21 protein-coding genes and 1 tRNA gene are annotated in these 19,271 nt (G+C 71.7%); 8 read left to right on the top strand and 14 right to left on the bottom strand.

Annotated features, from left to right (window positions below):
• Position 1: 1 nt before the first annotated feature.
• Together H8B08_RS08300 and H8B08_RS08295 are read right to left on the bottom strand one after the other, a co-directional pair.
• Positions 2-1,135, bottom strand: a complete 1,134-nt coding sequence (locus tag H8B08_RS08300; protein ID WP_187449734.1) for a DegT/DnrJ/EryC1/StrS aminotransferase family protein — start codon at positions 1,133-1,135, stop codon at positions 2-4.
• A 20-nt stretch (positions 1,136-1,155) separates the two neighbouring features.
• Positions 1,156-2,076: a Gfo/Idh/MocA family protein gene (locus H8B08_RS08295; protein WP_187449733.1), complete on the bottom strand. Its 921-nt coding sequence runs from the start codon at positions 2,074-2,076 to the stop codon at positions 1,156-1,158.
• A gap of 168 nt (positions 2,077-2,244) precedes the next feature.
• Here H8B08_RS08295 and H8B08_RS08290 point away from each other — a divergent pair, with 168 nt between their 5' ends.
• Entirely contained in the window at positions 2,245-3,150 is a 906-nt protein-coding gene (locus H8B08_RS08290) for a cobalamin biosynthesis protein CbiG (RefSeq protein WP_187449833.1), read from the top strand.
• 33 nt (positions 3,151-3,183) lie between these two features.
• Here the strand turns inward: H8B08_RS08290 and H8B08_RS08285 are convergent, their stop codons facing one another.
• The 8 genes from H8B08_RS08285 to glmU form a co-directional block, all read right to left on the bottom strand.
• Positions 3,184-4,512, bottom strand: a complete 1,329-nt coding sequence (locus H8B08_RS08285; protein WP_255500736.1) for an MATE family efflux transporter — start codon at positions 4,510-4,512, stop codon at positions 3,184-3,186.
• 98 nt (positions 4,513-4,610) lie between these two features.
• The gene (locus H8B08_RS08280) at positions 4,611-5,399 is read right to left on the bottom strand and encodes a chorismate mutase (RefSeq protein WP_187449731.1); all 789 of its coding nucleotides are present in this window, start codon (positions 5,397-5,399) and stop codon (positions 4,611-4,613) included.
• A gap of 332 nt (positions 5,400-5,731) precedes the next feature.
• Positions 5,732-6,295, bottom strand: coding sequence for a prephenate dehydratase domain-containing protein (locus H8B08_RS08275; RefSeq protein WP_187449730.1), 564 nt, complete (start codon positions 6,293-6,295; stop codon positions 5,732-5,734).
• Positions 6,292-7,665 carry a class II 3-deoxy-7-phosphoheptulonate synthase gene (locus H8B08_RS08270; protein WP_187449729.1) on the bottom strand — a complete coding sequence of 458 codons (1,374 nt, stop codon included), beginning with the start codon at positions 7,663-7,665 and terminating at the stop codon, positions 6,292-6,294. Before H8B08_RS08270 ends, H8B08_RS08275 begins: the two co-directional genes overlap by 4 nt.
• 59 nt (positions 7,666-7,724) lie before the next feature.
• A complete protein-coding gene (locus H8B08_RS08265; protein WP_187449728.1) occupies positions 7,725-8,930 on the bottom strand; it encodes an O-antigen ligase family protein in 1,206 nt (401 codons plus the stop codon).
• 50 nt (positions 8,931-8,980) lie between these two features.
• Positions 8,981-10,369, bottom strand: coding sequence for a glutathione-disulfide reductase (gor, locus tag H8B08_RS08260; protein ID WP_187449727.1), 1,389 nt, complete (start codon positions 10,367-10,369; stop codon positions 8,981-8,983).
• 43 nt (positions 10,370-10,412) lie between these two features.
• Positions 10,413-11,105: a ribose-5-phosphate isomerase RpiA gene (gene rpiA / locus H8B08_RS08255; protein ID WP_187449726.1), complete on the bottom strand. Its 693-nt coding sequence runs from the start codon at positions 11,103-11,105 to the stop codon at positions 10,413-10,415.
• On the bottom strand, positions 11,102-12,448 hold the full coding sequence (gene glmU, locus H8B08_RS08250; protein ID WP_187449725.1) for a bifunctional UDP-N-acetylglucosamine diphosphorylase/glucosamine-1-phosphate N-acetyltransferase GlmU: 1,347 nt from the start codon (positions 12,446-12,448) through the stop codon (positions 11,102-11,104). The genes rpiA and glmU overlap by 4 nt, the downstream gene beginning before the upstream one ends.
• Before the next feature lie 73 nt (positions 12,449-12,521).
• On the opposite strand from glmU, the gene gph reads away from it, so the two are divergent.
• Together gph and H8B08_RS08240 are read left to right on the top strand one after the other, a co-directional pair.
• Positions 12,522-13,205, top strand: coding sequence for a phosphoglycolate phosphatase (gene gph / locus H8B08_RS08245; protein WP_187449724.1), 684 nt, complete (start codon positions 12,522-12,524; stop codon positions 13,203-13,205).
• Between the two features lie 57 nt (positions 13,206-13,262).
• Positions 13,263-13,337 (top strand) — tRNA-Val (locus H8B08_RS08240).
• Positions 13,338-13,395: 58 nt separating this feature from the next.
• On the opposite strand, the gene H8B08_RS08235 is transcribed toward H8B08_RS08240, so the two are convergent.
• The 3 genes from H8B08_RS08235 to H8B08_RS08225 are packed head-to-tail and all read right to left on the bottom strand — an operon-like array spanning position 13,396 to position 14,508.
• A complete protein-coding gene (locus H8B08_RS08235; RefSeq protein WP_187449723.1) occupies positions 13,396-13,845 on the bottom strand; it encodes a pyridoxamine 5'-phosphate oxidase family protein in 450 nt (149 codons plus the stop codon).
• Between the two features lie 24 nt (positions 13,846-13,869).
• The gene (locus H8B08_RS08230; protein WP_187449722.1) at positions 13,870-14,304 is read right to left on the bottom strand and encodes an META domain-containing protein; all 435 of its coding nucleotides are present in this window, start codon (positions 14,302-14,304) and stop codon (positions 13,870-13,872) included.
• A gap of 9 nt (positions 14,305-14,313) precedes the next feature.
• Positions 14,314-14,508, bottom strand: a complete 195-nt coding sequence (locus H8B08_RS08225; protein ID WP_163259919.1) for a hypothetical protein — start codon at positions 14,506-14,508, stop codon at positions 14,314-14,316.
• 185 nt (positions 14,509-14,693) lie between these two features.
• On the opposite strand from H8B08_RS08225, the gene H8B08_RS08220 reads away from it, so the two are divergent.
• The 4 genes from H8B08_RS08220 to H8B08_RS08205 all read left to right on the top strand — a co-directional run bounded on the left by H8B08_RS08220 (position 14,694) and on the right by H8B08_RS08205 (position 16,972).
• Complete coding sequence (locus H8B08_RS08220; protein ID WP_187449721.1) at positions 14,694-14,897, top strand: hypothetical protein; 204 nt, start codon at positions 14,694-14,696, stop codon at positions 14,895-14,897.
• An 83-nt stretch (positions 14,898-14,980) separates the two neighbouring features.
• Positions 14,981-15,454, top strand: a complete 474-nt coding sequence (locus H8B08_RS08215) for a hypothetical protein (protein ID WP_187449720.1) — start codon at positions 14,981-14,983, stop codon at positions 15,452-15,454.
• 71 nt (positions 15,455-15,525) lie between these two features.
• Positions 15,526-16,584: a S1C family serine protease gene (locus H8B08_RS08210; protein WP_187449719.1), complete on the top strand. Its 1,059-nt coding sequence runs from the start codon at positions 15,526-15,528 to the stop codon at positions 16,582-16,584.
• Positions 16,585-16,654: 70 nt separating this feature from the next.
• The gene (locus tag H8B08_RS08205) at positions 16,655-16,972 is read left to right on the top strand and encodes a hypothetical protein (RefSeq protein ID WP_187449718.1); all 318 of its coding nucleotides are present in this window, start codon (positions 16,655-16,657) and stop codon (positions 16,970-16,972) included.
• On the opposite strand, the gene H8B08_RS08200 is transcribed toward H8B08_RS08205, so the two are convergent.
• Complete coding sequence (locus H8B08_RS08200; protein WP_187449717.1) at positions 16,969-17,406, bottom strand: DUF1353 domain-containing protein; 438 nt, start codon at positions 17,404-17,406, stop codon at positions 16,969-16,971. The two genes, H8B08_RS08205 and H8B08_RS08200, sit on opposite strands and share 4 nt — an antisense overlap.
• Positions 17,407-17,531: 125 nt before the next feature.
• Between H8B08_RS08200 and H8B08_RS08195 the strand changes: the two genes are divergently transcribed.
• Positions 17,532-19,247 (top strand): GMC oxidoreductase, encoded by a 1,716-nt coding sequence (locus tag H8B08_RS08195; RefSeq protein ID WP_187449716.1) that lies wholly within the window; start codon positions 17,532-17,534, stop codon positions 19,245-19,247.
• The last annotated feature ends 24 nt before the right edge of the window (positions 19,248-19,271 follow it).

Raw genomic sequence — 19,271 nt, 5'->3', positions numbered from 1 at the left:
GTTAGCGGCCGACCGCGGCCAGGAAGCGCTCGACCACGTAGTCGACCTGGGCGTCGGTCATGTAGGGGTGCAACGGCAGCGACAGCACGCGCGCGGTCAGGCGCTCGGCCTCGGGGCAGCCGCCCTCCGGAGCCAGGTGCTTGAACGCCTTCATGGTGTGCAGCGGCTGCGGATAGTAGATCGCCGTCGGCACGCCGTCGTCCTTCAGCTTGGCCTGCACGCCGTCGCGGTCGTCGATGGCCACGGTGTAGTAGCCCCAGCCGCTGTCGCGGTCCGGGCCGAAGTCCTGGGCGTCGAAGGCGCCGGCCAGCTTCTCGTTGTAGACCGCGGCGATCTCGTGCCGGCGGGCCAGCTCGCCCGGGAACAGCTTCAGCTTTTCGGTGACAATGGCGCACTGGATGGAGTCCAGGCGGCCGTTGAAGCCGACGCGGACGCTCTCCTTGCGGTTGGCGTCGGTGCCGTGCCAGCGGATCTGCTCGCAGGCCTCGTACAGGCTCTCGTCGGCGAACATGATCGCGCCGCCGTCGCCGTAGCAGCCCAGCGACTTGGCCGGGAAGAAGCTGGTGCCGGTGACCGGCGCGATGGCGCCAGCGTACTTGCCCTTCCAGCGGCAGCCGAACGACTGGGCGGCGTCGGCCATGACCTGCAGGCCGTGCGTCTCGGCGATGGCGAAGATCGCCTCGTAGTCGGCCGGGATGCCGAACAGGTCGACGGCGATGATCAGGCGCGGGTTCAGGCCGCGGGCCTTGGCCGCCGCGATCTGCTTCTCCAGGTCGGCGGGATCCATCGAGAAGTCGCGGGCGCGCACGTCGACGAACACCGGGGTGGCGCCGGCGATCATCACGGCGCTGCAGGTGGCGTTGTAGGTGAAGGCCGGGATGAAGACCGCGTCGTCGGCCTTCAGGTCCATGGCCATCATCGGCACGATCAGGGCGTCGGTGCCGTTGCCGATGGCCAGCGCCTTCTTGGCGCCGGTGTAGGCGCACAGCGCGTCCTCCAGCTCCTTCACCTCCGGGCCGTTGATGTAGGCGCCGTGATCGAGGATGGCGGTGAAGCGCTGCTCGACCTGCTTGCGGATCAGGCCCTGCTGGGTCTTCAGGTCGATGTAGGCGATCGGGGACGGGGGCGTGGGCATCTCAGGCCTCTCGTTGGATTTCAGGCGGCCGCGTCGTCGACGGCCAGGGCCAGCGCCAGGGCGCGGGCGGCTTCTTCGCCGGTGACGGCGGGACGGGACGCCTCGCCGCGCACGGCGGCCAGGAAGTCGCCCACGCTGGCGCCCAGCGGATCCTTGCCGCGCGGCGTGTCGGCGAAGCCGGCGTTCAGCGCGAACGGGGTGGTGTTCTCGAAGGTGCGGGCCAGGAAGTCGATGTTCACCTCGCCCGAGGGATAGACCACCCGCATGGTGCGCTCGCGCGCCTCGGCGGCGCGCGACGCCTCGAACACGGCCTGCATGCCGCCGGCGAAGGCGATCTCGGCGCGCGTGTGGTCGGGACGCGGCCCGTGGATGGTGTCGCTCTTGGCCCGCACCGCCGACGGCTCGGAGCCGGCCAGCGACAGGGCCAGATCGAGGTCGTGGATCATCAGGTCCAGCACGACCGAGACGTCGTCGCTGCGGCCGGTCCAGGGGCCCTTGCGCACGGCTTCAAGCCGGATCGGGCGCTCGGGCGTGGACAGCAGGCCCATCTCGCCGAACACGATCCGCTCCTGGTGGCCGCAGGCCAGCACGCGGCCGGCTTCCTGGGCGGCGGCGCGAATGGCCTCGGCCTCCTGCACGGAGGCCGCCAGCGGCTTCTCGACATAGACGTGGACGCCGCGTTCCAGCGCGCGCACCGCCAGCTGGGCGTGGGCGACGGCAGGGGCGGCGACGGTCAGCACGTCCAGCCCGTCGACGAAGGCGTCCCACTCGTCCGCTTCGAAACCGCGCGCGCCGATCTGCTCGGCCAAGGCCAGGGCCCGGCCGGTGCCGCGGTCGTAGACGCCGACCAGCTCGACGCCCTCGCTCTGCGCGTACTTGCGCGCATGGTGACCGCCGAACACGCCTGCGCCGGCCACGCCGGCTTTGAGAATCTTGCTCATTTCGTCTCTTCGACGCCTGCAGGGACGCCCCCCTAAGGCGGGGCGGAACCTGCCGTCCGGAAGCTTCGCGCGCAAGATTGCGAACGATCACGTTAGGTCGCGGTTTGTTGCCGGGAGCCGCGCGCGATACAAGCGCAGCCGCTTTAAGCCTTCGTGAGGACCGCCGCCGTGCCGCGCCTGTTCGACGCTTACGTGATCGTGGACTGGAGCGCGGCCGAGGGCCGCAAGACCGGCGCGGACTCCGTGTGGATCGGGGTGATGAAGCGCGACGTGCGCTTCCGCCTGTCCTACGAGGCGCACAATCCCGCCACCCGCGCCGAGGCCGAGGCGCTGCTGCGCAACCTGCTGGCCGACTTCCGCCGCCGCGGCGAGAAGGTGCTGGTGGGCTTCGACTTCTGCCTGGGCTTGCCGGAAGGCACGGCCGCACGGCTGGGCCTGGAGGGCGAGCCGTGGACGGCGACCTGGAAATTCCTGGGCCAGAACGTCGTCGACAAGCCGGACAATTCCAACAACCGTTTCCAGGTCGCGGCCAAGATGAACCGGCTGATGACCGACGAGGCGCGGCCGTTCTGGGGCGGGCCGGCCCGCCAGGCCCAGCGCTGGCTGTCCACCACCAAGCCCGACAGCCTGGGCGACATCCCGGAATACCGCCGCTGCGAGCTGGCCACCCGCAAGCTGGGCGCGAAGTCCATGGCCAAGAGCGTCTGGCAGATGCACGGGGCCGGCGCGGTCGGCGGCCAGAGCCTGGTCGGCATCGCCGCCGTGCGCCGGCTGGTCGAGGAGCTGGGTCCGGCCGCTGCGGTCTGGCCGTTCGGCACCGGCTGGCGGGCCCTGACGCCGGCCGACGTGCAGCCGCTGTCGGTAGTGGTGGCCGAGGTCTATCCGGTGCTGCAGCCGACCGCGCCGGAGCCCGGCGAGGTCAAGGACGCCACCCAGGTGCGCGGCGCGGCCGAGGCCTTCGCCAAGCTGGACGACGCCGACCGCCTGGGCGCCCTGTTCGCCCCGCCGGCCGGGACCAGCGATGCCGATGTGGCGGTGGTCGAGCGTGAGGAAGGCTGGATCCTGGGAGCGTAACGCCGGACCTCCCCCGCCCAGGGGAGGACCTCGTCAGAGCTCCCGCCGCGCCAGCAGCAGGAAGCGGCCGCACAGCAGGGCGGCCGAGACCAGGCTGGCGACGATCACCGCCCAGACGATGCCGTTCACGCCCAAGCCCAGGGTGTGGGCGAACAGCCAGCCCAAGGGCAGCATGACCAGCCCGTAGCTGGTCAGGTGGAAGGCGGTCGGCAGCCAGACGTCGGCGCGCGCCCGCAGGGCCTGGGCGGCGACCACCTGCAGGCCGTCGGCGAGGAAGAACAGGCAGGCCAGCACAAGGGCCGGCACGGCCACCGCCAGCAGGGCCGGATCGCGGGTGTAGGCGCCGGCGATCAGCGAGGCGCCGGGCCAGACGACGGCGCAGACCAGCAGGCTCAGCGCCGCGGTCACCCCGAAGCCGACCAGGCCGGCGCGGACCACGCCGTGGCGGTCCCTGGCGCCGTAGGCGCGGCCGACCAGCACGCCGGTGGCGGCGGCCAGGCCCATCGGGACCATGAAGATGATCGCCGAGACGTTCAGCACCACGTTCCAGGCCGCCACCTCCACCCCGCCGAACTGGCCGGCGATGATGGTCATGCCGGCGAAGGCGCCGACCTCGATGAAGTAGGACGCGCCCGCGCCGTAGCCGATCTTGCGCTGCTCGCGCGCCACTTCAGAGCCGTCGGTCGGCTTCTTGAAAACGCCGAGATCGCGCGCCTCGGGCAGGCGGGCGATGAAGACCAGCAGCCACCCGGCCAGCACGACCCGGGCGATGAAGGTCGCCCAGGCCGAGGCCACTGCACCCTCCACCGGCAGCCCCGAAGTCCCCGGCACCAGCCACAGGTTGGCGGCCAGGTTGACGCCGTTGGCCACCCACATGGCCACCATGCCGGGCTTGGGCCGGCCCAGCGCCTCGAGGAAGTAGGTGCAGACCACCGAGATCAGATACGGGAACAGCGACAGCGAGAAGACCCGCAGAGGACCGGTCGCCCCGTCGGCCAGCGCCTCACCCAGGCCGGCGTGGTGCAGGAACACGGGCCCCAGCAGGGCCAGGGCCAGCATGGCCGCCACGCCCAGCCAGGCGCCGTAGACCAGGCCGCGCCGCAGCACAGCCCCGGTCAGGTCGCGCCGGCCCTCGCCGATGCGTCGCGCGGTCATCACCTGCACGCCCAGCAACACGCCCACCGCCGTGGTCAGCATGACCGAGGTCGGAGCCCATCCGAGCGCGTGGAAGCCCAGTTGCTCGGCCGAATGACGCCCGACCACGATGGCGTCGGTCAGGCCCATGGTCATGATGCCCAGACGCGCCAGCACCACCGGCCAGGCCAGGCGCAGCAACTCGCCCGTGCCGTCAGGAAGGCGCAAGCGGGCGGTTTTGGTCGGGACGATCTGCTGAAGCATGGGGTCGGGGAACCTGTACGAGCCGCCGAGGCGGCGCAATCCCCCGACGACCAACCTTTCGTTTAAGCCAGCGCCCGGCTGCAGCGGCCGACATAGCCGCGGGCGCGATCGAGCTTGGCCGTCGCGGCCGAGGTCTCGGTCACCGCGTAGAGGCGCACGCCCTGGTCCATGGCCACCAGCCGGGGACGCGCCCCGGTGTCGTCGCCGTCGCCGCCGGTGGAGATCCGGAACACCTGGCCGCGGGCCAGGGCGTTCTCGCTGACCCGGCCGACCGCCAGCGCGGTCGGCTCGGCCGCGCGCGGGCCGTGCAGGGCGTCGAAGATCCACAGGTCCTCGCGCTCGGGCAGGTCGGTCCACCAGGGCGCGTCGGGCTCGACCGCCAGCACGGCCACCGCTCCGCCCTGCTCGGCCGCGTCCAGCGCCTCCTGAGCGGTGGCGACCAGCCGGTAGTCGGCGGAGGAGCCGAAGCGGCGGCGCGCGGCGTCCAGCCGGCGGGCGGGATCGGCGCCGGCCCAGACCACCACTTCGACTTCCGACTGGGTCGACAGGCCGGCCGACATCAGCTCGCGCCACAGGGCGGCGACGAGGCGCTTGGACCAGGGTTGGGCCTTGCGGACCAGCCGCTCGACCACCGCGGCTTCGCGGTCGGGTTTCAGGCGCAGGCGGCCGTCGTCGCCGCCCTTGGCCGTGCCGACCCGGCGGGCCAGGGCCTGGCGCTGCTCGACCAGTTCGAGGAGGGCGTCGTCGATGCGGTCGATCTCGGCGCGCAGGTCGGCGACGGAGAGGGCTTCAGTAGTAGCGGAGGCGGGTTCGGCGGCCGTGATCGGCTCGGCGAGGGCGGCGTTCAGCATGGGAATGGACTCGTAGAATTCGGGCGGAGTCCGCGCGCGTTCAGGGCGGGCGTCCGCAAGGGATGTTCAGCGCTCAAAAAAGGGGATGGGCCGCGCTCTTCAGAGGCGGTCGCCGGCTGGGATCGGAGGGAGGAGCTTAGGCTCGCCTAGCCTCGTACGACCGCCTCGCCGGCGTATCGAAAGTAATAGGTGCTAAAATAGAAATAGAATTCACCCGTCCGCACTTGCGTGTCGGTCGAAACAGTCCCCTGCTTGGTCATGGGTCCGCTCCCGGGTGTGGGCGCGCCGAGAAATTCCGGCGACGTGACCCTGTCAGGCGCCGCGGGAAGCTGTCAAGCGGGGGCCTGCTCGCGGGCGAGCACCACGAAGCGCGTGGCGTTCGAGTGGACGTCCTCGATATTGGCGCGCAACACCTGCAATCCATAGAGCTGGCCGGCCTTGGCCGAGGCCACCGCGGCCACGTGCGGGTCCGGCGCCTGCGACAAGGCGCGCGCCGCGCCGGCGGTGTCGTGGACGGGCTCCGCCTTGGCGCCGAGATCGGCCAGCAGGCGCGTGCACTGCTTCAGGGCCATCGGGTGGCTGCGCACCACGCGCACGTGCTCAAGCTCCGCGCCCGGCACGCCCAGCAGCTGCAGACGGATCGGCCAGGTGCGCTCGCCCAGCACTTTCAGCTGGGTGGCGCGCAGGATCGCCTCCATCTCCGGCACCGGACCGGCGATGGAGTTCTCCACCGGCAGAAGGGCCAGATCGGCCATGCGCCGCTCGACCGCGTCCACCGCCGCTTGGAAGGTGGCGCAGGCCCGCGGCTCGTAGTCGGGGAAGAAGGCGAGGCACGCCTCGTGGCTGAAAGCCCCGGGCTCGCCCTGGTAGGCGATCACGCCCCCGCCTTCGCTCATGCGGCGGCCGACCGCTCGCCGCGCCCGGCGCGCAGCTTCTCGGCGACCAGGAAGGCCAGCTCCAGCGCCTGGTCGGCGTTCAGCCGCGGATCGCAGTGGGTGTGGTAGCGGCTGGACAGGTCGTCCTCGGTCAGGGCCTGGGCCCCGCCCAGGCACTCGGTGACGTCCTGGCCGGTCATCTCCAGGTGCACGCCGCCGGGGTGGACGCCCTCCCCGCCCGCGACCTCGACGAAGGTCTTCACCTCGGACAGCACGCGGTCGAAGGGCCGGGTCTTGTAGCCGTTGGCGGCCTTCAGCGTGTTGCCGTGCATCGGGTCGGTCGACCACACGACCGAACGGCCTTCGCGCTTGGTCGCGGCCATCAGGCGCGGCAGGCGGTCGGCGATCTTGTCCGCGCCGAAGCGGCCGATCAGGGTCAGGCGACCCGGCTCGTTGTTCGGGTTGATCTGGTCGATCAGGCGGAGCAACTCGACCGGCTCCATGGTCGGGCCGCACTTCATCCCGATCGGGTTCTTGATGCCGCGCACGAACTCCAGGTGCGCGCCGTCGGGCTGACGGGTGCGCTCGCCGATCCAGACCATGTGGGCGGAGGTGTCGTACCAGTCGCCGGTGGTCGTATCGACGCGGGTCAGCGCCTCCTCGTAGTTCAGCAACAGCGCCTCGTGGCTGGTGAACAGCTCGACCTGGCGGATGTCCGGATGGGTCTCCGGGGTCACGCCGATGGCGGCCATGAAGGCCAGGGTCTCGCTGATCTTGTCGGCTAGCTCGCGGTAGCGCGCGCTCTGCGGGCTGTCGGCGATGAAGCCCAGCGTCCAGCGGTGCACGTTGTACAGGTCGGCGAAGCCGCCGCCGGCCAGCGCCCGCAGCAGGTTCAGCGTCGCGGCCGACTGCGAGTAGGCGCGCAGCAGCCGTTCCGGATCCGGCACGCGCTCCTCGGCGGTGAAGCCCATGCCGTTGACGATGTCGCCGCGATAGGCCGGCAGGGTGACGTCGCCCTGGGTCTCGACCTGGCTGGAGCGCGGCTTGGCGAACTGGCCGGCGATGCGCCCCACCTTCACCACCGGCTTGCCGCCCGCGAAGGTCAGCACCACCGCCATCTGCAGGATCAGGCGGAAGGTGTCGCGCACGTTGTCGGCGTGGAACTCCTTGAAGCTCTCGGCGCAGTCGCCGCCCTGCAGCAGGAAGGCGCGGCCCTCGGCCACGTCGGCCAGGCGCGACTTGAGGCGCCGCGCTTCGCCCGCGAACACGAGCGGCGGCATGGCCCGCAGACGGTCCTCGGCGCGCGCGAGCGCCGCCGGATCAGGGTAGTCCGTCGGGATCTGGGTGGCGGGCCGGTTCCGCCAGGATTGCGGCGTCCATCTCTGGGTCACGCTACAGACTTAGTCCTGCGAGCGGCTGGTCTCAATGGAGCATCTTCGCCCGGCGACGCTTAGCGCACAGTTTCCAGCACCTCCTGACGTAAGCGCGGCGGCAACGGAGCGGCCCTCACCCGCCCCACCGTGAGGGTCCAGGCGGCGGTCAGCGCGCCCAGCGCCACCCACCATTCCTGCCAGACGCCGAAGCTGAGCGCGCCGATCACGAAGTAGACGATCGCCGCGGCGCAGGCCGCGCCGCACATGGTCCGGTCGGCCGGCAGCACGTCGCCGGACGCGCGGAAGATCCAGACCCACAGGAGCGACACAAGGGCCGCGCCGACCGCGCCGAGCTCCAGCCAGATCTGAATGGCCGCGTCGTGCGGATGCAGGATCAGGTACGGGCGGAAGGTGCGGCTGGCGTCCAGGCCCCAGCCGAGGAACGGGCGCTCCGACACCCGCTCGGCCGCGAAGGTCCAGATGTCGAGCCGCGCCGCCCACGAGGCCGGCGCGCCCACCTTGGCCGAACCGGTCAGACCCGCCAGGTCAGCCAGGTGCACGAGCAGCGGCGCGACCGCCACGAACAGCCCCGCCGCGATCGCCAGCGCCGTGGCGCCCGCGCGCCCCGTCGATCGCACCAGGACGAAGGCCGCGGTCGACAGAACGAGGGCCAGGACCGGGGCGGCCGCGTGCAGCAGGATCGCCGGAACGACGACGCCGGCCGTCAGCACCACCAGCATGCGCTTCTGACGTTCGCGCAGCAGGAAGGCCGCCGCCGGCCAGTACATCAGCGCGAGTACGTAGCCGCTCTGGGCGGCGTGGCGCTGCATCAGGTCGGGCCGGTCGGCCTCGCCGATGGCCAGGGCGAAGGCGCGGTAGAGCGCCGCCCCGCTAACGCCCTCGACCAGCAGCACCACCCCCAGCGCCACGGCACCGACGGTCAGGACGCGGGCGGCCCGTTCGGCCGAGCGCGGGTCGAGGCTCCGGGCGGCCAGCACCAGGGGCATGAAGACCACCACTTCCAGCAGCAGCTTCAGCGGGCTGCGCCGCTCGAGGTCGGCGAAGCCGGCCAGCAGGCCGGCCTCTTTCGGGGGCGAGCCCAGACCGGCCACAGCGGCCCAGACCGCGAGCGCGACCAGCAGCAAGACCAGGGCCCACGGCGGTGCAGGCGGTTTCCGCCACAGGTGAAGGCAGAGCAGGCCCGCGACCACGGCCAGCGGCAGGAAGCCCAGCGGCGACAGCCAGGCGAGGGCCGGCGCCAGCACCGCCGCGCCGGTCAGCACCCACCCGCGCCAGGGCGCGGCCTGGACCGCCGGCGGGGCGAAGCGGAGGCTTATTCGGCCGCTTGCAGCAGATCCGGCGGCACGAATTTCTCGCGCATCGTCACGATCTCTTCGGCCACCGTAGGATGCAGGGCGCACGTGGAATCCCACTGACGCTTGGTCACGCCCGCCTTAACTGCAATGGCCGCCATTTGGATCATTTCCGGCGCGTCGGGGCCGACGATATGGGCGCCGACCACCCGGTCGCTCTGCGGTTCGACCACCAGCTTCATCAGCACCCGTTCGTCGCCGCCGATGAAGGCGTACTTCATCGGCCGGAAGCGGGTCAGGTAGACATCGACCTTGCCGTACAGCCGCCGCGCCTCGGCTTCGCTCAGGCCGACCACGCCGACCGGCGGCTGGGAGAACACGGCGGTGGGCACGTCGACATAGTCGAAGTGGCACGGGTTGTTCTTGAAGGCGGTCTCGGCGAAGGCGACGGCCTCGCGGATGGCGACCGGGGTCAGGTTCATCCGGTCGGTCACGTCGCCGATCGCCCAGATGTTCTCCACCGTGGTGCGCGACAGCTCGTCGACCTTGATCGCGCCTTCCGGGGTCAGCTCCACCCCGGCCTTGTCCAGGCCCAGGTCGCCGACGTAGGGCCGCCGGCCGGTGGCGAACAGCACCACGTCGCTCTCGCAGCGGATGCCGTCGTCCAGCACGTTGACCAGGCCGGTCTCGGTCTTCTCGATCCGCTCATGCTGGGTCCCCAGGATGACCCGGATGCCGCGCTTCTTCAGCTCTTCGGCCAGGTGCGCGCGCACGTCGTCGTCGAAGCCGCGCAGCAGGTTCGGGCCGCGGTAGACGAGCGTGGTCTCCACGCCGAGGCCGGCGAAGATGCCGGCGAACTCCACGGCGATGTAGCCGCCGCCGGCGATCAGGATGCGCTTGGGCAGCTCGGGAAGGTGGAAGGCCTCCTCCGAGGTGATGGCGTGCTCGATCCCGGGCAGATCCTGGGGCATCCACGGCCGGCCGCCGACGGCGATCAGGATCTTGTCGGCGGTGACCGTGCGGTTCTTGCCGACCAGCTCGACCGTGTGGGCGTCCACCAGCTTCGCGCGGGCGTGAACCAGCTCGGCCCCGGCCTTGGCCAGGTTGGAGGCATAGATGCCCGACAGCCGAGCGATCTCGACGTCCTTGGCGGTGATGAACTGCTTCCAGTCGAAGCTCGGCTCGGGAACGGTCCAGCCGTAGCCCTGGGCGGTCTTGAACTGGTGCGAGAAGTCCGAGGCGTAGACCATGAACTTCTTGGGCACGCAGCCGCGGATCACGCAGGTGCCGCCGACGCGGTGCTCCTCGGCCACGCCGACGCGCGCGCCGGTCATGGCGACCAGGCGCGAGGCGCGCACCCCGCCGGAGCCGGCCCCGATGACGAAGAGGTCGTAGTCGTACTGGGACATCAGGGGCTCCTCACGCGAATTTCGGTCCGGCCGCGGCCGCAAGCTAGGGAGTTAGGCGCTCCACCCCGCTATCGGAAGCCACCAGGGCCTCGTCGCAGAGATCCAGGAAGAGGCCGTGGTCGACCACCCCGGTCAGGCTCTTCAGGTCGGCGGCCAGGGCCGACGGGTTCGGGATGGCCCCGCAGGCGGCGTCGTAGATGACGTTGCCGCCGTCGGTGAGGACAGGCTCGCCGTCCTTCATCCGCAGCCGCGGGCCGACGCCGATCTCGTGCTCGGAAAGCACGTCGGCGATGCGGTTGGCGGTGGTGACGTGGCCGAAGGCGACCACCTCGATCGGCAGGGCGAACCTGCCCAGCACCGGCACCTTCTTGGCCGCGTCGGCGATGCAGACGCAGCGCTTGGACGCTTCCCAGACCAGCTTCTCGCGCAGCAGGGCCGCCCCGCCGCCCTTGATCAGGCTGAGGCCCGGCCCGATCTCGTCGGCGCCGTCGACCGTCAGGTCCAGCTCGCGCGCCTCGTCGAGCGTCAGCAGCGGAATGCCCAGCTCACGGGCGAGCGCGGCGGTGGCCTCCGAGGTCGGCACGCCGCCCTTGATCTTCAGCCCGCCTTTCACGCGTTCGCCGAGCGCCTTCACGAACCAGGCGGCGGTCGAGCCCGTGCCCAGGCCCACGATCATGCCGTCTTCGACCAGCGCCGCGGCGGCTTCGCCGGCGGCGCGCTTCTGGGTGTCGCTCATTTGGCCCTCCGGGCGCGCTTGGCCGCGCGGAAGCGCTCGGCCCAGCCGGGTTTCTCGGTCTGCGCCGAACGTTCGAACGCCAGGGCGTCGGGGGCGACGTCCTTGGTCACCACCGAGCCCGAGCCGACGTAGGCGCCGGCGCCGACGCTGACCGGCGCCACCAGCGAACTGTTGGAGCCGACGAAGGCTCCCTCGCCCACGGACGTGCGGTGTTTGTCGAAGCCGTCGTAATTGCAGAAGATCACGCCGGCGCCGATGTTGGCCTTCGCGCCGACCTCGCCGTCGCCGATATAGGCCAGGTGGTTGGCCTTGGCGCCCGCGCCCAGCTTGCCGTTCTTCACCTCGACGAAGTTGCCGACGTGCGCTTCCGCGCCGATCTCGGCGCCGGGCCGAAGCCGCGCATACGGGCCGACCAGGGCGCCGGAGCGCACGGTGGCGCCCTCCAGGTGGCTGAAGGCGCGGATCACCGCGCCGGTCTCCACCGTCACGCCGGGGCCGAACACCACGTTGGGTTCGACCGTCACGCCGCCGGCGATCTTGGTGTCCCAGGACAGGAAGACGGTCTCGGGGGCGACCATGGTCACGCCCTCGACCATCAGCCGCCGACGGAAGGCGCGCTGGAACACGCCTTCGGCCTCGGCCAGCTCGACCTGGGAATTGACGCCCATCACCGCCTCTTCCGAGGCGAAGGCGACACGCGCCGACAGGCCCCGGCCGCGGGCCAGGCCGACCACGTCGGTCAGGTAGTACTCGCCCTTGGCGTTGTCGTTGGTGACCTCGGCCAGCAGCGAGAACAGGGTCCTGGCGTCGGCGGCCATCACGCCCGAATTGCTGGCGCGCACCGCCAGCTCCTCCGGCGTCGCTTCCTTGGCCTCGACGATGCGCAGCAATTCCGCGTTCCCGCCCAGGATCAGGCGGCCGTAGGCGCCCGCGTCGACCGGCTCGAAGCCCAGCACCGCCACGTCGGCGCCGGCGTCGCGGAGGGCGAACAGCGGGGCGATGGCCTCGGCGTCCAGCAGCGGGCAGTCGGCGTAGGTGACGATCACGTCGCCGTCGAAGCCGGCCAGGGCAGCCTCGGCCGCGCGCACGGCGTGGCCGGTGCCCAGCGGCGGGTCCTGGATGGCGACAGCGCCGTCGCCCAGGCGCTTTCGGGCGGTCTCGGCCACCTGCGGCGAATGCGCGCCGGCCACCACCACGATGCGCGCGCAGCCCAGCGCCTCAGCCGCGTCGATGGCGCGGTCCAGCATGGTCCGCCCCCCGACCTTGTGCAGGACCTTGGGCGTGGGCGACTTCATGCGCGTGCCCTGACCGGCGGCCAGGATCACGGCGGCGCGCTGTCTCATGAACGACTCTCCGTTGCGACCGCGCGGGATTTAGCCGAAACGGCGGGGGTTGCGACAGTCGCGGAGCGCATTCGTGTCCCAGGTCCCGTCCCTGTCCGGTGTCGCGGTCGTGTTCGACCTCGACGGCACCCTGGTGGACACCGCCCCCGACATCATCGGTGCGCTCAACGTCCTGCTGGCCGAGGCCGGCCTGCCGACGGCTCCCGTCGAGGCCGGCCGGCGGCTGATCGGCGGCGGCGTGCGCCGGCTGCTCGAACGCGGCTTCGCCGAGGCCGGCGCGGCCTTCGCCGGCGACACGCCCGACCGCGTCGCCCGCTTCATGGAGGTCTACGGCGCCCGGGTGGCGCGGGAGAGCCGTCCCTACCCCGGCGTCGAAGCCGCGCTCGATTCGCTGCTGGCCGAGGGCGCGCGCCTGACGATCTGCACCAACAAGCCGACTGCGTTGGCGGACGCCCTGCTCGAACAACTGGGCCTGCGCGCCCGGTTCGGCGCGGTCGTGGGCGCCGACGCGGTCGCGCGCGGCAAGCCCGATCCCCAGCACTTCCAGCGCGCCGTCGCCGACGCCGGCGGCGATCCGTGCCTGTCGGTGATGGTCGGAGATTCGCACACGGACGTGGCGACCGGCCGCGCGGCGGGCGTTCCGGTCGTGCTGGTCCCGTTCGGCTATACGGAAACCCCGGCCGCCTTGCTGGGCGCCGACGTGGTGATCGGCGATTTCGCCGAACTTCCCGCCGTCGTGCGCCGTCTGTCGAGCTGAGACAAATCGGGCCTTGCGGTCCGAAACGGACCCGGCTATTTGACCGCCTCCCCGGGCGGACGCGTAGCTCAGCGGGAGAGCACCTCGTTCACACCGAGGGGGTCACAGGTTCAATCCCTGTCGCGTCCACCATCTCTTCCCCAGATCAGATCGAACCCGACGGGCCGCCCAGCATTGGCGCGTGCGCGGCTCAGACGGTCACAAGCTCCGTCCAGCCGAACCCGCGGCTGTAGTCGAGGATCGAGAAGACCACCGGCCGAAGGCGAAATACGGCCAGCTGGTCGAGCGGGTCGTCGCGCACATATTTCCCGACATCGGCGAACTTCTTGAGGACCAGGGCGGCGACGTCCTGCATCTCCAGGAGATCCCCCACGCGTTCCGCACGCGCGGCCAGGGACAGGCCCTTGATGTCGTCCCAGGTCCTGTAGGGAAGCGTGAGGGTGGCGGACACGCGCGGGTCGCGGGCGATGTTGCTGGCCTTCTGCGACCCCGCGTTCGTGCCGAAATAGACGTTCAGCCCGTCGTTGACGAAGCTGACCGTCGTCGCCTGGGGCCAGCCGTCCTCGCGCAGGGTCGCGAGCGCGAGATCGTTGGCGGATTCGAGGATCGCCAGGATTCGCGCCCTTTGGTCGATTTCCATCGCCGCCTCCTCAGCCCGGCGGCGTCACGGCGCCGACGCGAAGGTGAAGACATGACCGTCGTGGGTCTGCAGAACCAGCTTGCCGGGCGTCGCGGTGGCCAGGCTCGTGCCCTCCAGCGCCTTCAGAAAGGCCTGCTCCTGCTCCATCACCGCGTTGTCGGCGCAGGCCATCATGGTCGAGGCCATGCCGCTCATGATCAGGCGGCCGCGCTGCTTGGTCCAGCGCCCGACGAAGCGGTTGCAGCCGCCGCTGCCGGAGACCTGGCCGTCCGGCGAAAGCAGCAGGGTCAGGCTCGAGCCGCGCAGCGGCGGCAAGCCCGTCGCGTCGCGCAACACCCACGCCGATCCCGTCAGTTGCTCGCCGCCGGACTCATGCCAGGCCTGGTACGCGCAGGCTGTGAGCCCGAACAACGCCGCCGTCACCGCTCCGGTCCGCGCCCAAGTCCGCGTCACGCGCATCAGAGCCTCCTATGGAGCCCGCTTTTCCTGTGCGAGCCGCCAGGCGATCTGGGCGGCCCCCGCGACGATGAACACCAGGCCGATCAGCATCACGTTGCGCGAGTGGTTCAGCAGCCCGGCCGCCTCCAGCGCCAGGCCGATGAACAGCAGGATCAGGCCGAGGAAGTATTTGGCGAGGGACGTGGTCTTGGGGTCAGGCGCCATTGCGGCGGATCTCCTGTCGGAGCCCGGCCGCACGTCGCACGCCTCTGCCGGGGCGAGCGCAAAACCGTCCGTCCGGCGCGAGGTTCCGCCCCCGTCACGCCGCGGAACCGCCAATTCGCGGGCGCCGTTTTCCTCAGTTGAAGTCGCGGCCGTCCAAGGCCGCACACTAGTGAGGGAGTCAGGCGATGGACCCTGCACGACCGGGGGCGGGCGCCCTCCTCGGCAAGTATCTGGTCGGCCTGCTCTGCCTGGTGCTGGGCTTGGCCGTGTTGCTGGTCGGCGTGTTCAACGCGGCCCACGGGACCATCCTGATCGGCTTCGCCATCGCGGCGCTGGGCGCCTTCCTGATCGTGCTGAAGATCATCGCCCGTAACCGCCCGACGCACTGAGCCGTCCGCGCCGACGCATGAAATTTCGTCCACGTCGAACCCACGGACGGCACGCGCGGGTTGGGGGCTGAACGAGGTGCCCCATGCGTCAGATTTCCGTTCCCGCCTTCGCGTTTCCGGCCGCGGCCTGCGCCGCCGCCCTGATCGCCGCCGGCTGCACGCCGCAGCCCACCCCTTCCTCCTTCGCCCGCAACGAGGTCGGCACGGAACAGACCGTGCGGCTGGGCGAGATCGAGAACGTCCGCCCGGTGAACATCCGTCCCGGCCAGACCCATCTGGGCATGATCACCGGCGGGGCGCTCGGCGCCATCGGCGGCAGCCAGATCGGCGGCGGCACCGCGGCCAACGTCGCCGGCGGCGTGGCCGGCGCGGCGGCCGGCGCGGCGGCCGGCAGCGCCCTGCAGGGCTCGCAGAGCACCGCCGGCCTGGAGTTGACCGTGAAGCTCGACGACGGCTCGACCATCGCCGTAGTCCAGCCCGGCACGCCGAACGACTTCCGCATCGGCGACCGCGTGCGGGTGACCGGCCAGGGCGAGAACGTCCGCGTGAACCGCTGAAGCCTGCGCAACGCGAGTAGGCGGCGCGCGGTTGACCTGCCGATCCCCTGCGCGAGGGGCATGGAGGCCGCATGAAACGCGCCGTCTACGCGCTCGGCGCCGTCCTGGCTGTGGCGGTCGCCGCATGCCGGCCGTCGGAGCGGCCCGCCCAACAGCCCGCGCCCGGCCGGCCGGTCACGACCGCGCCGGCGGCGGCCGGCGCGGAGATGGCCTTCCCGGACGTCTATGACCGGGTCGCGCCGGCCGTCGTCTCGATCCTGGCCGCGACCACGCCGCGGCGCTCGGCCCTGTCCGACTCCCCCTTCGCGCGCCGCGGGCCGCCGTCGGAATCCGAAATGTCCGCCGGCTCGGGCTTCTTCATCTCCGCCGACGGCCTGATCGTCACCAACAACCACGTGATCGGCGGGGCCGACCGGGTCGCGGTCGTGCTGCGCGACGGCAAGCAGCTGCCGGCCCGCCTGGTGGGCCGCGATCCGGCCACCGACCTGGCGGTGCTGAAGGTCGACGGCCGCGGATATCCGTTCGTGAACTTCGCCGCTGCAGCCCCGCCGCGCGTGGGCGAAGAGGTGATCGCCATCGGCAATCCGTTCGGCCTGGGGACCACCGCCACCACCGGCATCGTCTCGGCCCTGGGGCGGGACATCGGCTCGGCCTACGTCAACTTCCTGCAGCTGGATGCGGCCATCAACCAGGGCAATTCCGGCGGCCCCACCTTCAACAGGCGCGGCGAAGTCGTCGGCGTGAACACCGCGATCTTCTCGCCCTCGGGCGGGTCGGTCGGCATCGGTTTCGCCATTCCCGCCGCCACCGCCGCCGAGGTCACCCGCCAGCTGATCGCCAGTGGCCGCGTCGAGCGCGGCTTCATCGGCGCCAGCATCGGCGACGTCCCACCGTCCCAGCCTGGCGGCGCGCCGGGAGTGGTCGTGGCCGCCGTGGTGCCGGGCGGCCCCGCGGCCCGCGCGGGCCTGCGCCCTGGGGACCAGATCGCCGCGGTGGACGGCCAGGCGGTGACCGGCGCGGCCGACGTGATCCGCCGCGTGACCAGCGCGCCGCAAGGTCGGGCCCTAAGCTTCTCGGTCGTGCGCGACGGCCGCACCGGGACCGTGCCGATCACGCCGCAGCGGCAGTAAAGCTACGGGAACACGGCTCTCCAGGCCGCGTTCCGCCTCGGGGACGGCGTTTGCAGAAGGATGCGGCGCCATGGGCCCGCGCTTCGCCTACACCTTGGGACTTATCTGCCTGGCGGCCGGCGTCGGCCTGGAGTTCCTGGGCGTGCGAGCCGACTCCAGGTGGATGGAGTTCGGCGGGGTGGCGCTCATGGTCCTCGGGACCCTGGTGATCGTGGCGCGCCTGGCAAAGGCGGTCGCCGCCTACCTGCCCGGTCTGGGCTGTCTGGCCGTGGGCGCCGCCGCGGCCCTGTTCTCCGGAACGCTGCGGTCGCTGATGGTGGTCGGCGTCGTTCTGATGCTGCTGGGCGTGGGCCAGGTGGTCTTCACCCTGGCGACCCGTTTGCGCTAGCCCGAGCGGCCCCAGCCGCGCGCGCCGCCCGCCCGCACCGCCAAGTACATCGGCGCGCGCCGCCAGGCCGGCACGCCCACCACCTCCATGGCCTCGAGGAAGATCCGGTCGGCGTCGGCGCGGCTGTAACGGCCCAGCCCGCGGTTGGCGTAGAGCCAGTCGTGGATGATCGCCGGCCGCGCCCACGGGCCCAGCTGGGGAAACAGCTCGCGAAAGCCCCACGGCACCGAGGCGAAGTCGGTCTCGAACCCGACCGGCACCACGATCACCTCGTCGGAATCCTTCGAGCCCACCCGGTATTCCAGCGGCCGCACCAAGCGCACCACCGCGCGCCCGTCGCGGGTGACTCCAGGCAGCTCCTCGACGGCGTAGGCGTCGGTGATCCGCGCGTTCGGCGCGACGGGAGCGGCGAGGGTCTGCAGCGCGTCCTGCATGGCCCCAGTCTCCCGCGGCAGCCTTCCCGGCCCCTTAACGGCGGACCGCAACCTTCAGCGTTCGCGGACAGTTGAGCTTTGCGGGGAGAGCCGTGACGGGACGGCTCCAGGGAGGAACCGCCCGCATGGTCGCCTTCGTGGTGGGATCGGGCCCGGCCGGCGCGGCCGCCGCGGCCGCACTGGCCGGTCGCGGACAGCCGGTCGTGATGCTGGACGCCGGCGGCGAACTCGAGCCGGACGTCCGCCAGCGCATGGCGCGGCTGGGGGAGCAAGCGCCTGAAAGCTGGTCGGCTGACGACCACGCCGCCGTCCGCGGCCCGCTGCGCTTCAATTCCGAAGGCGCGCCGCTGAAGCTGCTGTTCGGCTCGGACTTCCCCTATCGCGACGTCGAGCGGCACGAACCGCTCTACGCCCGCGAGGTGGACGCTTATCGCAGCTTCGCGCTGGGCGGCCTCAGCCGGCTCTGGGGCGCCTCGGTCCTGCCCTACGGCGACGAAGACCTGGACGGCTGGCCGCTGGGCGCCGCCGACCTGGCCCCGCACTACGCCGCCGCTCTGGGCCTGACCGGGCTGTCGGCGACGCGCGACGACCTGGAGGTCCTGTTTCCGCTGCACGTCGAGCCGACCGCCGACCTGCCCGCCAGCGGCCAGGCCCAGGCCCTGCTGGAGCGACTGCGCAAACACGCGCGCGCCCTGCGCGGTCAGGGGATCTGGTTCGGCAAGGCGCGCCTGGCGGTGAAGGGCCCGCAGGCGCCCGCCGACGGCTGCCGCCTGTGCGGCCTGTGCCTGTACGGCTGCGCCTACGACCAGATCTACGCGGCGCACACGACGGTGGCCGACCTGACGGCTACAGCGCCGGGCTTCCGCTACCTGCCCGGCCAGGTGGTGCGCCGGCTGGTCGAGAAGGACGGACGGGTCGAGATCCACACCGTCTCGCGCGAGGGCGGCGAGAACGCCGTGTTCCAGGCCTCTCGCGTGCTGCTGGCCGCCGGGGTGTTCAGTTCGACCCGTATCCTGCTGGAATCACTAGGGGTTTACGGCCGCCCGGTGACCATTCGCCAGAGCGAGCACTTCCTGATGCCCATGTGGCTGACCGCGTCGGCCCCGCGCGCGGCTCAGGAGCGCCAGCACACGCTCAGCCAGATCTTCCTGGAGCTGACCGACCGCAAGCGCTCGCCGCACAAGGTCCACCTGCAGGTCTACGGCTACAACGACTTCTACGGCCGCATGGCCAAGGCGAAGCTGGGCGGACTCTACGGCCTGCTGCGGCCGATGCTGGAACGGGCGTTCGAGCGCCTGGTGCTGATCAAGGGCTACCTCCACTCCGACGATTCCGCGGCCATCGAGGCCACGCTCGAGCGCGGCCAGCGCGGCCCGCACCTGGAGCTGAGCGCGCGGGCCAATCCGGCCGCGGCCGCCCTGGTCCGATCGGCGGCGCGAACGCTGAAGCGCAACGCCTCGCGCATCGGAGCCATGCCGCTCGGCTTCGGGACCCGGATCGGCCTCCCCGGCAGCGGCGTGCACGTCGGCGGCAGCTTCCCCATGCGCGCCGAGCCAGGCGTCCTGGAGACCGATCTGCTGGGCCGGCCGACGGGCTTCGAGCGCGTGCACTGCGTGGATTCAAGCGTCTTCCCGACCGTGCCGGCGCCGACCGTCACCCTGACCATCATGGCCAACGCCCACCGCATCGCCACCGCCTGCGCCGAGGCCGACGCCTTCGAGGGCCTGCGCGCCGAGCCGGCCGAACCCACGCCCTCGGTCGAGGAACTGGTCGCCCGCGCCCGGGAGCTCACCCGCGCGCCGGCCGGGGCGTCCACGAACCAGCTTGACGACGCCTCCTGAACAGGCCCGATAGCGCCGACCTCG

This window comes from Caulobacter sp. 17J80-11 (assembly GCF_014349105.1).
Taxonomy (GTDB): domain Bacteria; phylum Pseudomonadota; class Alphaproteobacteria; order Caulobacterales; family Caulobacteraceae; genus 17J80-11.
This window is presented reverse-complemented; position numbering and strand designations above follow the sequence as displayed.